Below are 14823 nucleotides of genomic sequence, written 5' to 3'. Positions count from 1 at the left end.
CGAAGTGCCCGTCCGGCAGGGCGAATCGGACGGAAGGGCACACCCGGGTACTACTCACCCACCTCGCCGTAGGCGGCGAGGAGGACGGCCGGGTCGGGGCCCTCGAGGACGGTGGGCTTGGCGAGCCCGTCCAGGACGATGAAGCGCAGCAGGTCGCCGCGGGACTTCTTGTCGACCTTCATGTTCTCGACCAGCTTGGGCCACTGGTCGTAGCGGTAGTGCAGCGGCAGCCCGACGGCCTCCAGGATGCTGCGGTGGCGGTCCGCGGTGGCGTCGTCCAGCCGGCCCGCCAGGCGGCCCAGTTCGGCGGCGAAGTGCATGCCGACGGAGACGGCGGCGCCGTGGCGCCACTTGTAGCGCTCGTTCTTCTCGATGGCGTGGCCGAGGGTGTGGCCGTAGTTGAGGATCTCCCGCAGGCCCGCCTCCTTGAGGTCGGAGGAGACGACCTCCGCCTTGACCTTGATGGAGCGCACGATCAGCTCGGCGGTGTGCGGTCCGGCCGGGGTGCGCGCGGCCTGCGGGTCGGACTCGATCAGGTCCAGGATCGCCGGGTCGGCGATGAAGCCGGCCTTGATGACCTCGGCCAGGCCGGAGACGTAGTCGTTGACCGGGAGCGAGTCCAGGGCGGCCAGGTCGCACAGGACACCGGCGGGCGGGTGGAAGGCGCCGACGAGGTTCTTGCCCTCGGCGGTGTTGATGCCGGTCTTGCCGCCGACGGCGGCGTCCACCATGGCCAGCACGGTGGTGGGCACGGCGATCCAGCGCACCCCGCGCAGCCAGGTGGCGGCCACGAATCCGGCCAGGTCGGTGCTGGCGCCGCCGCCGACGCCGACGATGACGTCGGTGCGGGTGAAGCCGGACTGGCCGAGCGCCTTCCAGCAGTACGCGGCGACCTCGGCGGTCTTGGCCTCCTCGGCGTTGGGCACCTGGATGGCGACCGCCTCGTAGCCCTGCTCGGCGAGGTCGGCGCGCAGCGCGTCACCGGTCTCGGCGAGCGCCTCGGGGTGGATCACCGCGACCCGCTTCGCCCTGGCACCGATCAGGCCGCCCAGCTCGCCCAGGAGCTGACGGCCCACCAGGACCTCGTAGGGGTCGGACCCCGTGGTGCCGCCGACCTGGATCCGGGTGACTGCCTCGCTCATGCTTCCTTCAACTCCACTGCGTCTAGGGCGGCTTCGGCGACTTCTTCGGGCGTACGGCCGTCGGTGGCCACGACGACCGTGGCGACCTCCTCGTAGAGGTGCCGGCGGGCCTCCATCAGCTCGCGCCACTGCTTGCGCGGGTTGACCGCGAGCAGCGGCCGCGCCGCGTTCAGGCCGGTGCGCTTGACGGCCTCCTCGACGTCCATCGAGAGGTAGACGACCCGCTGTCCGGCGAGCAGCGCCCGCGTGTCGGCGTCGAGGATCGCGCCGCCGCCGAGGGCGAGGACGCCGTCGTGCCCGGCGAGCGCGCTGCGCACGGCGTCCTTCTCCAGGGCCCGGAAGGCGGCCTCGCCCTCGTCGACGAAGATCTCGGCGATGGCCCGTCCCTGGGCGGTGACGATGTCCTCGTCCGTGTCCCGGTACCCGGTGCCGAGCCGCTCGGCGAGCAGCTGCCCGACGGTGGACTTGCCGACTCCCATCGGTCCGACCAGGACGATCAGCGGGGCGCTCATCGGATGGCCAGGTTGTCGAGGTAGGAGCGCACGTTGCGGCGGGTCTCGGTCACGCTGTCGCCGCCGAACTTCTCCGCCACCGCGTCGGCGAGGACCAGGGCCACCATGGCCTCGGCGACGATTCCGGCGGCCGGCACGGCGGACACGTCGGAGCGCTGGTGGTGGGCCTGCGCGGCCTCGCCGGTGGTCACGTCCACGGTCTTCAGAGCGCGCGGCACGGTCGCGATCGGCTTCATCGCGGCGCGCACCCGCAGCAGCTCACCGGTGGTGAGGCCGCCCTCGGTGCCGCCGGAGCGGCCGGAGACCCGGCGGATGCCGTCGGGCGTGCTCACGATCTCGTCGTGTGCCTGGGAGCCGGGCACACGGGCCAGTTCGAAGCCGTCGCCGATCTCTACGCCCTTGATCGCCTGGATGCCCATGAGGGCACCCGCGAGCCGCGCGTCGAGCTTGCGGTCCCAGTGGACGTGCGAGCCGAGGCCGACCGGCACGCCGTAGGCGAGGATCTCGACGACGCCGCCGAGGGTGTCGCCGTCCTTGTGGGCCTGGTCGATCTCGGCGACCATCGCCTCCGACGCGTCCGCGTCCAGGCAGCGCACGGGGTCGGCGTCCAGCCGCTCGACGTCGTCCGGCGTCGGGTACACGCCGTGCGGCGCCTTCGCCGAGGCCAGTTCGACGACGTGGCTGACGATCTCGATCCCGGTCGTCTCCTTCAGGTACGACCGGGCCACCGCGCCCAGCGCCACGCGGGCCGCCGTCTCACGCGCCGAGGCGCGCTCCAGGACCGGACGGGCCTCGTCGAAGCCGTACTTCTGCATGCCGGCGAGGTCCGCGTGGCCGGGGCGCGGCCGGGTCAGCGGGGCGTTGCGCGCGAGGCCGGCCAGCACCTCCGGGTCGACCGGGTCGGCCGCCATGACCTGTTCCCACTTGGGCCACTCGGTGTTGCCGATCATGACCGCGACCGGGGAGCCCATGGTCAGACCGTGCCGGACCCCGCCGAGGAAGGTGACCTCGTCGCGCTCGAACTTCATCCGCGCACCGCGACCGTAGCCGAGCCGCCGCCTCGCCAGGTGGTCCGCCACCATGTCGGTGGTGATCGGTACGCCGGCGGGCAGTCCCTCCAGCGTCGCGACGAGTGCGGGACCGTGGGACTCCCCCGCGGTCAGCCAGCGCAACCTGCTCAACGGTGCTCCTCAGTGCTCGCGCCCCGGTATGCCCCGCGTACACGTCTGCTGCGCGTACGCGACGGTCCGACCGGGTGCGCGGCCCCGGTCCGCCGCCTCCGATCCTCCCACGTCCGGCCGCAGCACCCGGTCGCCGGTCCATCTGCCGGACGGACGGGCGGACTCCGGCGGCGTCAGGCGGGAGGGTTGCCCTGCTGGGGCGATGGAGCGTGGGAACCGAGGAAGTCCGCGCCGCTCTCCTGCCGCCGCGCCGGGGCGTAGGGGCCGAGGAAGTCGGCGCCGCGCTCCTCCGGGCGGGGCGGCGCGTAGGGTCCCAGGTGGTCGGCGCCCGTGCCCTGGCCGTAGGGGGCCGTCCCGGGCAGCGCCTGTGCCCTGCGCCTCGCGCGCCGCCTGGCGATCCCGCGCTTCGCCCTGACCACCCAGCTCGCGACGACGGCGAGCACGATCAGGGCGAGCACCGTGATCTGCACCCAGTCGGGCAGGAAGCCCAGGACGGCCTCGAACATCTGGCTCTTGGCGGAGGCCAGCGGCACGCCGGTGTACATGGATCGTCGTCCCCTCCCGTCCCGCCCCCTGCGGAACCGGACGGATACTAGCGGTCCGCGAGCGCTTGCTCCCCCGCTTTTCGCATGGCGGCCAGCGGCGCCGGTGCCCGGCCGGTCATCTGCTCCACCTGGAGCACCGCTTGGTGGAGCAGCAGGTCGAGCCCGCTGACGACGGCACCGCCGGACGCCGACCAGCGGGCCGCGAGCGCGGTGGGCCACGGGTCGTAGAGCACGTCGAAGAGGGTGGCGGGCCGCTCGGGGACGGCGGCGGCGAGCGCGTCGGTGGCGCCGGCCGGGGTGGTGGCCACGACCAGCGGGGCGCGCAGCGCCTCCTCGGCGTCCGACCAGTCGGCGATGCGCACCTCGACGTCCAGCCGCTCGGCCCAGCCCCGCATCTCGGCGGCGCGCGCCTCGCTGCGGACGTAGACGGAGACCTCACCGGTGCAGATCCGGGCCAGTGCGGCCAGCGCGGAGGACGCGGTGGCGCCGGCGCCGAGGACGGCGGCGGTCTCGACCTTCTCGACACCGTGCTCGCGCAGGGCGGCGACGATCCCGGGGATGTCGGTGTTGTCGCCGGTCCTGCGGCCGTCCTCGGTGAAGACGACCGTGTTGACCGCGTCCACGGAGGCCGCCGTCTCGCTGATGCCGTCGAGCAGCGGGATCACCGCCCGTTTGAGCGGCATGGTCAGCGACAGCCCCGCCCACTCGGGGCCCAGCTCCGCGAAGAAGCCGGGCAGCGCCGACTCGTCGACGTCGAAACGGTCGTACGTCCAGTCCGCGAGGCCCAGCTCCGCGTAGGCGGCACGGTGCAGCACCGGGGAGAGGGAGTGGGCGATGGGCGAGCCGAGAACGGCGGCTCGGCGGGGTGCGGGCGTCATTGGTTCTTCGAGGCTTCCCACTCGTCGACCAACTTCTGGTGTTCCGCGTTGGTCTTGGTGAACTCGCTCGTCTTGCCGTCGCGCGAGATGAAGTAGTACCAACCGTCGTCGGTCGGGGCGAGGGCGCCCTTCAGCGCCTCCTCGCCGGGATTGCTGATCGGGCCGGGCGGCAGACCCTTGTGGTAGTAGGTGTTGTACGGATTGTCGTAGTTGCGCAGTTCCTTGAGGGACAGGTCGATCTTGCTCTGGTTCTTGACGTAGTTGTACGTCGAGTCGAACTCCAGCATCCCGTTGGTCTGTGCGTTGCCCGGCGTGAGGCGGTTGTAGATGACCTCGGCCATCTTGCGGAAGTCCTCGTGGCTCCGCCCCTCGGCCTGGACGAGGCTGGCGACGGTGAGCAGTTGCCACGGCCCTTCCAGCCCCAGACCTTCGGCCTTCTTTTCGAGGCCCAGTTCCTCGTACTTCGCGGTGGCCCGCGTCACCATCTGCTTGAGCACGTCCTCGGGCTTCTGCCCCTTGGCGGCCGAGTAGCTGGACGGGTAGAGGAAGCCCTCCAGGGGGTCCTTGACGTCCTCGTGGTTCAGTGCCCATTCGGGCAGGCCGAGGTTCTTGTACTCGGACTTGGCCACCTGGGCGGTGGTGCCCGCCTTCACCTCGAGGCGCTTGTCGATGAGCTCGTAGATGTCGGCGTTGCGCCTGCCCTCGGCGATGATCAGGTTGCTGCGGCTCTTCGGACTGAGCAGGAGTTCGACCGCGCTCTCGGCCGACATCTCCTTCTGCAGCGTGTACACGCCGTCCTGGATGCTCTTGCCTCGCGGGTTGCTCTGCTGGGCGGCGATGAAGGCGTCGACGCTCTTCACCACACCCTGCCGTTTGAGCTCCTGGCCGATCGTGGAGCCGCCCGCGCCCTTGGGAATGGTGACGGTGACCTGCTCGCCGTTGCCGTCGCCCGCGAAGTCCGGGGCCGCGCCGAAACGATCCTGGTAGAACTGGTACCCGAAATATCCGACACCGGCCACGCCGCCACCGAGCACCAGGCAGACCACCAGGCAGGCGCATCCGCTGCGGCGCTTCTTGGGCTTGCCGCCGCCCCGGGTCCTGCGGTCCCCGCGGTCCCTGCGTCCGTCGTCCGGCGCGTCGTCGTCACCGTCGCCGCCCGCGAAGAAGGCGTGCTCCCCCTCGTCCGGTCCGGGGTCCCAGTCGGTGCGCTGCGGCTCGGGTTCGGCGCGCCGGCGGGTGGGCGGCTCCGGCGGTGGGTACGCCTCGGGGGTGCCGTACAGGTCGGGTTGTTCGGCGCCGTAGCCGCCCGCCTGCGGTCCGTAGGGGTCGGACGGGTCGGCCGGGTAGTGCGCCTGCGGCTGGCTGCCGCCGCCCCAGCCGCCGTCCTCGTAACCCTGCTGCGGCTGGGCCTGGGGCGCGTACTGCTGGTCGTACTGCTGCTGACCGTACTGGTGCTGGTCGTACTGGTTGCCGTACTGGTCGTACTGCGGCTCGGGGTGCTGGTGGCCGTACTGGTCGTACGAGGGCTGCCCGCCGCCGTAGGACGGCTGGCCGCCGTAGGACGGCTGGCCGCCGTTGCTCCAGTCGGCGTACTGCTGCTGCGCCTGCTGCTCCGGATACTGCTGCGGCTGGCCGCCGTAGGGGGACTGCTGGCCCGCGTGGGCCTGCTGTCCGCCCCATCCGCCGTCCCCGTACAACGGGTCCTCGGGATGCCACGGTTCGGAGCCTGGGCCCCGGCCATACTCAGTCATCGATCCCCTAGAGCCGCGAGGCGACGGGGGGCGCGACCTGTGCCGAAGGGCCCGCTTCCGTTCCGCCTCTTGCTGTGCGGTGGCTGTTCGAATGCCTCCGCATCGCGCGGAACGTTACCGTACCGCGATCAGATGACCACTTCGACGCCCTCGCCGGGTGGCCTGCCTGACACCCGTTCGGATTCCAGTGCCTGCTGGAGGATGATCACGGCGGCGGCCTGGTCGATGACGGACCGGCCCTTCTTGGACTTCACCCCGGAGGCGCGCAGCCCCTGACTGGCGGTGACCGTCGTCATCCGCTCGTCGACGAGCCGGACCGGGACCGGTGCGATGCCGCGGGCCAGCTCCTGTGTGAAGCGCCTGACCTTGGCCGCGGCCGGGCCCTCGCCCCCCTTGAGGGAGCGCGGGAGGCCGACGACGACCTCGATGGGCTCGTACTCCGCGACCAGCTGTCGCAGGCGCCGGTGCGCCGCCGGGACATCGCGGCCGGGGACGGTCTCCACCGGGGTGGCGAGGATGCCGTCGGGGTCGCAGGACGCGACCCCGATGCGGGCGTCGCCGACGTCGATCGCCAGGCGACGGCCGCGGCGCAGCGCCGGGCCGTCCGCCCGGTCGTTCTCCGGCGTGCTCACTTGGCCGAGTCCGCCACGAGGCGCTCGACGGCGTCGACGGCGTCGCCGATGGCGGCCGGGTTCTGGCCGCCGCCCTGGGCGACGTCCGGCTTGCCGCCACCGCCGCCGCCGAGGGTCTTGGCTGCGGTGCGCACCAGGTCACCGGCCTTGAGGCCGCGCTCGCGGGCGGCCTCGTTGGTGGCGATGACCGTGAGGGGCTTGCCGTTCACCGTGGTGAACAGGGCCACGACCGCGGCCCTCCCGCCCTGGATGCGCCCGCGCACGTCGAGGACCAGCTTGCGCAGGTCGTCGGCGGTGGTGCCGTCGGGGACCTGGCCGGTCACGAGGGCCACGCCGCGCACGTCCTTGGCGGAGTCGGCGAGCGAGCCGGCCGCCTGGAGGACCTTCTCGGCGCGGAACTTCTCGATCTCCTTCTCGGCGTCCTTCAGCTTGCCGAGCATCGCGGAGACCTTCTCCGGCAGTTCCTCCGGGCGGCCCTTCATCAGCTCCTGGAGCTGGGCGACGACCGTGTGCTCGCGGGCGAGGAAGTGGTAGGCGTCCACGCCGACCAGGGCCTCGATGCGGCGCACTCCGGAGCCGATGGAGGACTCGCCGAGCAGCTTGACCAGGCCGAGCTGGGCGGTGTTGTGCACGTGGGTGCCGCCGCACAGCTCCTTGGAGAAGTCGCCGATGGTGACGACGCGCACGCGCTCGCCGTACTTCTCGCCGAACTCGGCGATGGCGCCCTGCTTCTTGGCCTCGTCGATGCCCATGACGTCGGCGCGCACGTCCAGGTCGCGGGCGAGCACCTCGTTGATCTTCTGCTCGACGTCGGTCATCACGGCCGTCGGCACGGCGGACGGCGAACCGAAGTCGAAGCGGAAGCGGCCGGGCTGGTTCTCGGAACCGGCCTGCGCGGCCGTCGGGCCGAGGGCGTCGCGCAGCGCCTGGTGGGTGAGGTGGGTGGCCGAGTGGGCGCGGGCGATGGCCTTGCGGCGGCGGTCGTCGATCGAGGCCTGGGCCTTGGCACCGACGGTGACCTCGCCGACCTGGACGACGCCCTTGTGGACGTAGACGCCCGGCACCGGCTTCTGGCAGTCGCGGACCTCGATCACGGCGCCGGTGTCGACCCGGATCCGGCCGGTGTCGCCGATCTGGCCGCCGCCCTCGGCGTAGAACGGGGTGCGGTCCAGGACGATCTCGACCTCGTCGCCCTCGGTGGCGGCCGGGGAGGAGGCGCCGTCGACGAGGATGCCGACGATCGTGGACTCGCTCTCGGTGTCGGTGTAGCCGACGAAGTCGGTGGCGCCTGCCTTGTCGGCGATCTCCCGGTAGGCACCGGCACCGGCGTGGCCGGTCTTCTTGGCCTGGGCGTCGGCCTTGGCGCGCTCCCGCTGCTCCTTCATCAGGCGCCGGAAGCCGTCCTCGTCCACGGACAGCCCCTGCTCGGCGGCCATCTCCAGGGTGAGGTCGATCGGGAAGCCCCAGGTGTCGTGGAGCAGGAACGCCTTGTCGCCGGCGAGGACGGTGCCGCCGGAGGCCTTGGTGTCGCTGACGGCGGTGTCGAGGATGTTGGTGCCGGCCTTCAGCGTCTTCAGGAAGGCGTTCTCCTCGGCGAGGGCGACCTTCTCGATCCGCTCGCGGTCGGTGATCAGCTCGGGGTACTGCTGCCCCATCATGCCGATCACGACGTCGATCAGGTCCTTGACGACCGGTCCGGTGGCACCGAGGAGCCTCATGTTGCGGATGGCGCGGCGCATGATGCGGCGCAGCACGTAGCCGCGGCCCTCGTTGCCCGGGGTCACACCGTCGCCGATGAGCATCACGGAGGTGCGCATGTGGTCGGTGACCACGCGCAGCGAGACGTCCGAGGCCTGGGCGTCGCCGTAGGCCACGCCGGTCAGTTCGGTGGCCTTGTTGATGACGGCCATGGAGGTGTCGATCTCGTACATGTTCTGCACGCCCTGCAGAATCATGGCGAGGCGTTCCAGGCCGAGGCCGGTGTCGATGTTCTTGCTCGGCAGCTCGCCGAGGATCTCGAACTCCTCCTTGCCGATGCCCTCGCCCCGCTCGTACTGCATGAAGACGAGGTTCCAGATCTCCACGTACCGCTCGTCGTTGACGGCGGGGCCGCCCTCGACGCCGAACTCGGGGCCGCGGTCGTAGTTGATCTCGGAGCAGGGGCCGCAGGGGCCGGGGACGCCCATGGACCAGTAGTTGTCCTTCTTGCCGAGGCGCTGGATGCGCTCGGAGGGGACGCCCACGACGTCGTGCCAGATGCGCTCGGCCTCGTCGTCGTCCTGGTAGACGGTGATCCACAGGCGCTCGGGGTCGAGGCCGTAACCGCCCTTGTCCTGAGGGCTGGTGAGCAGCTCCCAGGCGTACTTGATGGCGCCTTCCTTGAAGTAGTCGCCGAAGGAGAAGTTGCCGCACATCTGGAAGAACGTGCCGTGCCGGGTGGTCTTGCCGACCTCTTCGATGTCCGGTGTGCGCACGCACTTCTGGACGCTGGTGGCGCGGTCGAAGGGCGGCTTGACCTCACCCAGGAAGTAGGGCTTGAAGGGCACCATGCCGGCCGGGACGAGGAGCAGAGTCGGGTCGTCCGCGATGAGCGACGCCGAAGGGACGACGGTGTGACCGCGCTCCTCGAAGAAGCTCAACCAGCGGCGACGAATCTCGGCCGACTCCATCAGTGGTCCTCATTCCGGTTGTACGAGTAGGTCGTCCTGTCGTCGACGACGTACTTCGGGTTGCTGCTGTTGCTGTTCTCGATGGCGTGGCGACGCCGGGGGGCGGGGAGTTCGGGTTCGACGGGGGCGTTCAGGCCCAGCGCGTCGTCCAGTTCGGCCTCCCGCTGGGCCATGTTGTCGCGGACGTCGAGCGCGAAGCCCACCGCGCGGTCCCTGACCCGGACGCCCACGTCGAGCGCCTTGTTCGCCGCGGTGGCGGCGAGGCTGTCGGGGGTGAGCTGCTTGAGCTTCCGGTTGACCTTGGTGGTGGCCCACACACCGGCGGCCACGCCGGTGCCGAACCAGAACGTACGGCGGAACATCCCTCGGTCAGCCCTTCTTCCGCTTCGTCCGCCGCGCGGCCGGGAGCGTACGGCCCACGATCACGGTGCGCCGCGCCCGGTCGGCGGGGGCGGACATGTCCTCCTTGCGACCGCCGAGTGCCCGGCGCACGCCGTATCCGAACGCCGCGACCTTGACCAGCGGGCCGCCGAAGGTGGAGGCCACGGTGGTGGACAGCGCGGAGGCGTTCGAGGTGACCTCCTGGACGTCGGAGGCGATCGCGTCGACCCGGTCGATCTGGGTCTGCGCGCTGCGCACCGCCGCCGAGGCGTCGGCCAGCAGCGGGACGGCCTGGTCGGTCACGTCCGCCACGAGTTTGGTGGTCGTCCTGAGCGTCTGGGCCAGCCTCGCCAGTGCGACGGCGAGGAAGGAGACCAGGATCGCCCAGAAGACGGCCACCAGGATCCCGGCCACCTCGCCACCGGACACTGTGTGCACCCGCTCCCTGAAAGACGTGCCTTGAACATCGGGAAAGTCGTGCACCGAGCCTATCGCGCCGGGCGCGGGGCTCCGTACCGGATTCCCCGTCGCGCGCGGCGCGGTCCGGCCGAGTCGCGCGAAGCGATTGTACGGAGTGAATACGGTTCAGTACGCTCCGTGTTTCATGCGAGACCTTCGGCGCGACGGCATCCCGCACGGCAATCTACCGCTGGAGCTCGACTCCTTCGTGGGCAGAGCGACGGAACTCGCGGAGCTGGCCGGGGCGCTGGACTCGGCCCGGCTGGTGACCGTCACCGGGACCGGCGGCGTGGGCAAGTCCCGGCTGGCCGCGCGGGCGGCCGCGCGCCGCTCGCCCCGGGACGGGGTGTGGCGGGTGCAGCTGGCGCCGGTGCGCGACGAGGAGTTCGTCGACTACGCGGTCGTGGAGGCGCTCGGCCTGACCGACCACACGACCCGGCTGCCGCGCGAGACGCTGCTGGCGCACCTGGCCGAGCGGGAGCTGCTGCTGGTCCTGGACGGGGTCGAGCACCTGGTGGACGCCTGCGCGTCGCTGGTGACCGACCTGCTGGGCCGCGCTCCGGGACTCCGGGTGCTGGCCGTGGGGCGCAGGCCGCTGGACGCGGCCGGGGAGCGGCTGGTTCCGCTGGCGCCGCTGAGCACGGAGGAGGCCGTGGAGCTGCTGACGGTACGGGCCGGGCAGCTCCACGTCACCTGCGGCTTCGACGACGACCCGGACGCCGACCAGCGGGAGGTGCGCGAGCTGTGCCGGCGTCTGGACGGGATTCCGCTGGCGATCGAGCTGGCGGCGGGGCGCCTGGGCGCGCTGTCGCCGGGGCAGGTGCTGCGCCGGCTCGACGACCGGTTCCGGCTGCTGGCGGGCGGGGACCGCACCGCGCTGCCCCGGCACCGGACGCTGCGTACGGCGATCGGCTGGAGCCACGAGCTGTGCACGCCGCCCGAGCGGCTGCTGTGGGCGCGGCTGTCGGTGTTCGCCGGGCCGTTCGACCTGGAGGCCGCCGAGTACGTGTGCAGCGGGGACGGGCTGCCGGCCGACGAGGTGCTCGACGTGCTGTCCGCACTGCTCGCCCAGTCAGTGCTGAACCGCGAGGAGTCCCCGGCCGGGGTGCGCTACCGGATGCTCGGCACGGTGCGGGCGTACGGCGCCGACTGGCTGGCGGCGGCCGGTGACGCGGACCGGCTGCGGCGGCGGCACCGGGACTGGTACGTGGGCCTGGCGACCTGGTGCGAGCTGGAGTGGTTCTCGCCGCGCCAGGGCGAGGTCGCCGCGCGGGTGGACGCCGAGCTGCCGAATCTGCGCAGCGCCCTGGAGCACTGCCTGGGCGAGCCGGACGGCGGGCACCTGGGCCAGTATCTGGCGGGCGCCCTGTGGTTCCACTGGGTCGGCTGCGGGCGGCTCTCGGAGGGGCGCCACTGGCTGGAGCAGGCGGTGCGGCTGGACGCGGAGCCGACGGCGGGCGAGCAGTCCCGGCTGAAGGCGCTGTGGGTGCTCGCGTACGTGGCGATCCTGCAGGGCGACACGGTGCGCGCGCTCGGGGCGCTCCAGGAGTGCCGCGAGGAGGCGGAGTGCTCGGGGAACCCGACGGCGGTGGCGTACGCGGAGCACCGCACCGGCTGTCTGGCACTGGTGACGGACGACCTGCCGCGCGCGGAGACGCTGCTGCGCTCCGCGCTGCACCGCTACCGGGAGATCGGCGAGCTGAACAGCAACGTCCTGATGGGCCAGGTGGAGCTGGCGATGGCCCGGGCGTTCCAGGGCGATCTGCCGGACGCGGTGTGTCTGTGCGAGGACGTGCGCCAGGTGTGCGAGGACCACGGCGAGCGCTGGGCCCGGGGCTACGCCCTGTACGTCCTGGCCTACGCGGCCTGGAGCGACGGCGAACCGGTGCGCGCCCGCGAGCTGCTGGCCGACTGTCTGGGCGGGGCGCACCGCTTCCGCGACCAGCTGGGGTCGGTGCTGGCGGTGGAGCTCCTCGCCCTGGTCACGGTGGCGGAGGGCGACGCGGCGGAGGCGGCGGTGCTGCAGGGTGCGGCGGCGCGGATGTGGCCGTCGGTGGGGCTGCCGCTGTTCGGGTCGGCGCACTACAACGCGCCGCACGAGCTGTGCGAGGCGGCGGCTCGGGACCAGCTGGGCGACGAGCGGTACGAGCAGTGCGTACGGCACGGGGCGCGGCTCGGCCGCCGGGAGGCGGTGGCGCGTGCGCTGCGCCGGCCCGGGGCGCCTGCCTCGCTGCCGGCGCCGCGCACGGCGGCCGGGGGGCGGGCCGCTCCGGGTGCCCGCACGGCGAAGCCCGCCGCCTCGCCCACCGGGAAGGGCGGGGAGACGGCGGGCTGAGTACCGCGGGTGTACTGCGCCGGGGCTGGGATCAGCGGGCGTAGTACTCGACGACGAGCTGCTCGTCGCAGATCACCGGGATCTCCTTGCGGTTCGGCTCACGGTCCAGGCGGAACGCCAGGGCCTTGAGGTTCACCTGGAGGTAGCGCGGGGTCTCGCCGTCGGGGGCGAAGCCGCCCTCGCGGGCGATGGTGAAGAGCGTCTTCTCCTTGGAGCGCTCGCGCACCTGCACCACGTCGTCCGGGCGGACGCGGAAGGACGGCTTGTCGACCTTCTGGCCGTTGACCTGGATGTGGCCGTGGACGACCATCTGGCGGGCCTGGTAGATCGTGCGGGCGATGCCCGAACGCAGGACCAGCGCGTCGAGACGGCGCTCGAGCTCGATGACCAGGGCCTCGCCGGTCTTCATGTTGGTCTTGGAGGCACGCTCGTAGGCGCGGACGAGCTGGCGCTCGCTGAGGTCGTACTGCGCGCGCAGACGCTGCTTCTCGAGCAGACGGACCTTGTAGTCCGAGTTCTGCTTGCGGCCGCGGCCGTGCTCGCCCGGCGGGTAGGGGCGGGCCTCGAAGTACTTGACGGCCTTCGGGGTCAGCGCGATGCCGAGGGCACGCGACTTCTTGACCTTGGGGCGGGACTGGTTCGCCACTGTGTGTGTCTCTTCTCTAGTTTCCGGCTTGTCAGGGTTGTGGGAGGTCGCAATCCGCAGCCGGGGAAACCCGTCGGGTCCGCTGACGGACCTGTCGGGCAGCCGCTCCCCTGGTCTGGGCACATACGTGCAGCACGCGAGTGGCCCACCGACCGCTCCCGGAAGCCGGGTGGTGGTGGGCTGCCCGCGACACCGATCGACGGTGCGCGACGCTCCTGGAACCCCGGAGGGTTCCGGCCGGTTGTCCCGTTCTGACGGCACGGGACTCGGCACTCCGGGCGATTCTACAGGCTGCTCAGGACGGCTTGCGACCGAGGTGCCCGCGGGTCCACTCCACGGCGTCCGCGTACCGGGCCTCGGCGCCGTGCCGGGTCGGCGTGTAGTACGTCCGGTCCTTGAGTCCGTCCGGCGCGTACTGCTGGGCGGCGATCCCCTCGGGCAGGTCGTGCGGGTACACGTACCCCTGGCCGTGCCCCAGCTTGCCGGCGCCCTTGTAGTGGCCGTCGCGCAGGTGCGCGGGGACCGGGCCGGTGTGGCCCTTGCGCACGTCGTCCAGGGCGGCGCCGATGGCGGTGGTCGCCGCGTTGGACTTGGGGGCCAGCGCCAGGGCGATGGTGGCGTGGCTGAGGGTGAGGGCGGCCTCGGGGAAGCCGATCATGGCGACGGCCTGGGCGGCGGCGACGGCTGTCGGCAGCGCGTTCGGATCGGCGAGGCCGATGTCCTCGCTGGCGGAGATCATCAGGCGCCGGGCGATGAAGCGGGGGTCCTCGCCTGCCTCGATCATCCGGGCCAGGTAGTGCAGGGCGGCGTCGACGTCGGAGCCGCGGATGGACTTGATCAGGGCGCTGGCGACGTCGTAGTGCTGGTCGCCGTCGCGGTCGTACTTCACCGCGGCCCGGTCGACCGTCTCTTCCAGCGTGGTCAGGCCGATCTCCGTCTCGCCCTTGTCGAGCGCGGCCCCGGCGGCGGCCTCCAGCGCGGTCAGCGCGCGCCGGGCGTCTCCGCCGGCGATGCGCAGCAGGTGCTCCTCGGTGTCCTCGGGGAGGGCGAGGGAGCCCTTGAGGCCCCGCTCGTCGGACAGGGCGCGGCGCAGCAGGCCCCGGACGTCGTCGTCGGTGAGGGGTTCGAGGGTGAGCAGGAGGGAGCGGGAGAGCAGCGGGGAGATCACCGAGAAGTACGGGTTCTCGGTGGTGGCGGCGATCAGGGTGACCCAGCGGTTCTCGACGGCCGGGAGCAGGGAGTCCTGCTGGGCCTTGCTGAAGCGGTGGATCTCGTCGAGGAAGAGGACGGTCTCCTTGCCGTAGCCGCCGACGGCGCGGCGGGCGCCGTCGATGACCGCGCGGACCTCCTTGACGCCCGCGGTGATCGCCGACAGCTCCACGAACCGCTTGTTGGTGGCCTTGGAGACGACGTACGCCAGGGTGGTCTTGCCGGTGCCCGGCGGGCCCCAGAGGATGACCGAGGACGGCCCCGCGGGGCCGGACGCGCCCTCGCCGACCAGGCGGCGCAGGGGGGATCCGGGCTTGAGCAGGTGCTGCTGGCCCACGAGCTCGTCGAGGGTGCGCGGGCGCATCCGCACGGCGAGGGGACTGCCGGTCGGGTCCTTCTCCTGGCGTTCTTCGGCTGCGGCGGTGAACAGATCGGGCTCCACGCCTTGAACCCTAAATCAACGGACTGACAAAGCGACGGGTG

13 protein-coding genes are annotated in these 14823 nt (G+C 72.0%); 1 reads left to right on the top strand and 12 read right to left on the bottom strand.

Going from position 1 to position 14823, the window contains the following annotated elements:
- Positions 1–50: 50 nt before the first annotated feature.
- From aroB to AB0P07_RS07810, 10 genes are all read right to left on the bottom strand, one after another.
- Positions 51–1142, bottom strand: a complete 1092-nt coding sequence (aroB, locus tag AB0P07_RS07855; RefSeq protein ID WP_365546590.1) for a 3-dehydroquinate synthase — start codon at positions 1140–1142, stop codon at positions 51–53.
- Entirely contained in the window at positions 1139–1654 is a 516-nt protein-coding gene (locus AB0P07_RS07850) for a shikimate kinase (RefSeq protein ID WP_365546587.1), read from the bottom strand. Before AB0P07_RS07850 ends, aroB begins: the two co-directional genes overlap by 4 nt.
- Complete coding sequence (gene aroC, locus AB0P07_RS07845; protein WP_365546584.1) at positions 1651–2835, bottom strand: chorismate synthase; 1185 nt, start codon at positions 2833–2835, stop codon at positions 1651–1653. Before aroC ends, AB0P07_RS07850 begins: the two co-directional genes overlap by 4 nt.
- Positions 2836–3008: 173 nt before the next feature.
- Positions 3009–3380, bottom strand: coding sequence for a hypothetical protein (locus AB0P07_RS07840; RefSeq protein ID WP_365546581.1), 372 nt, complete (start codon positions 3378–3380; stop codon positions 3009–3011).
- A gap of 47 nt (positions 3381–3427) precedes the next feature.
- The gene (locus tag AB0P07_RS07835; RefSeq protein ID WP_365546579.1) at positions 3428–4258 is read right to left on the bottom strand and encodes a shikimate dehydrogenase; all 831 of its coding nucleotides are present in this window, start codon (positions 4256–4258) and stop codon (positions 3428–3430) included.
- Positions 4255–6009, bottom strand: coding sequence for an endolytic transglycosylase MltG (gene mltG, locus AB0P07_RS07830; protein WP_365546576.1), 1755 nt, complete (start codon positions 6007–6009; stop codon positions 4255–4257). The genes AB0P07_RS07835 and mltG overlap by 4 nt, the downstream gene beginning before the upstream one ends.
- 128 nt (positions 6010–6137) lie before the next feature.
- Positions 6138–6641, bottom strand: a complete 504-nt coding sequence (gene ruvX, locus AB0P07_RS07825) for a Holliday junction resolvase RuvX (protein ID WP_365546573.1) — start codon at positions 6639–6641, stop codon at positions 6138–6140.
- Entirely contained in the window at positions 6638–9310 is a 2673-nt protein-coding gene (gene alaS / locus AB0P07_RS07820) for an alanine--tRNA ligase (protein ID WP_365546570.1), read from the bottom strand. The genes ruvX and alaS overlap by 4 nt, the downstream gene beginning before the upstream one ends.
- Complete coding sequence (locus AB0P07_RS07815; protein WP_365546567.1) at positions 9310–9672, bottom strand: hypothetical protein; 363 nt, start codon at positions 9670–9672, stop codon at positions 9310–9312. Before AB0P07_RS07815 ends, alaS begins: the two co-directional genes overlap by 1 nt.
- Positions 9673–9679: 7 nt before the next feature.
- A complete protein-coding gene (locus tag AB0P07_RS07810; protein ID WP_102930884.1) occupies positions 9680–10129 on the bottom strand; it encodes a DUF948 domain-containing protein in 450 nt (149 codons plus the stop codon).
- 166 nt (positions 10130–10295) lie between these two features.
- Between AB0P07_RS07810 and AB0P07_RS07805 the strand changes: the two genes are divergently transcribed.
- On the top strand, positions 10296–12485 hold the full coding sequence (locus AB0P07_RS07805; RefSeq protein ID WP_365546564.1) for an AAA family ATPase: 2190 nt from the start codon (positions 10296–10298) through the stop codon (positions 12483–12485).
- 31 nt (positions 12486–12516) lie between these two features.
- Here AB0P07_RS07805 and rpsD read toward each other — a convergent pair whose 3' ends face one another.
- Both rpsD and AB0P07_RS07795 read right to left on the bottom strand, forming a co-directional pair.
- Entirely contained in the window at positions 12517–13131 is a 615-nt protein-coding gene (rpsD, locus tag AB0P07_RS07800; RefSeq protein ID WP_030185023.1) for a 30S ribosomal protein S4, read from the bottom strand.
- A 295-nt stretch (positions 13132–13426) separates the two neighbouring features.
- Complete coding sequence (locus AB0P07_RS07795) at positions 13427–14782, bottom strand: replication-associated recombination protein A (protein WP_365546561.1); 1356 nt, start codon at positions 14780–14782, stop codon at positions 13427–13429.
- Positions 14783–14823: the final 41 nt, after the last annotated feature.

The organism is Streptomyces sp. NPDC085944, from assembly GCF_040686295.1.
Taxonomy (GTDB): Bacteria; Actinomycetota; Actinomycetes; order Streptomycetales; family Streptomycetaceae; genus Streptomyces; species Streptomyces salinarius.
Note: the sequence above shows the minus strand (reverse complement) of the source record. Positions and strands in the feature narration are given on the sequence as shown.

Excerpts from the sequence above, each read along its gene's own strand:
- AB0P07_RS07840 (WP_365546581.1), bottom strand. The coding sequence starts at position 3,380 with ATGTACACCGGCGTGCCGCTGGCCTCCGCCAAGAGCCAGATGTTCGAG.
- AB0P07_RS07835 (WP_365546579.1), bottom strand. The coding sequence starts at position 4,258 with ATGACGCCCGCACCCCGCCGAGCCGCCGTTCTCGGCTCGCCCATCGCC.
- AB0P07_RS07805 (WP_365546564.1), top strand. The coding sequence starts at position 10,296 with ATGCGAGACCTTCGGCGCGACGGCATCCCGCACGGCAATCTACCGCTG.
- AB0P07_RS07850 (WP_365546587.1), bottom strand. The coding sequence starts at position 1,654 with ATGAGCGCCCCGCTGATCGTCCTGGTCGGACCGATGGGAGTCGGCAAG.
- mltG (WP_365546576.1), bottom strand. The coding sequence starts at position 6,009 with ATGACTGAGTATGGCCGGGGCCCAGGCTCCGAACCGTGGCATCCCGAG.
- AB0P07_RS07815 (WP_365546567.1), bottom strand. The coding sequence starts at position 9,672 with ATGTTCCGCCGTACGTTCTGGTTCGGCACCGGCGTGGCCGCCGGTGTG.
- alaS (WP_365546570.1), bottom strand. The coding sequence starts at position 9,310 with ATGGAGTCGGCCGAGATTCGTCGCCGCTGGTTGAGCTTCTTCGAGGAG.
- aroB (WP_365546590.1), bottom strand. The coding sequence starts at position 1,142 with ATGAGCGAGGCAGTCACCCGGATCCAGGTCGGCGGCACCACGGGGTCC.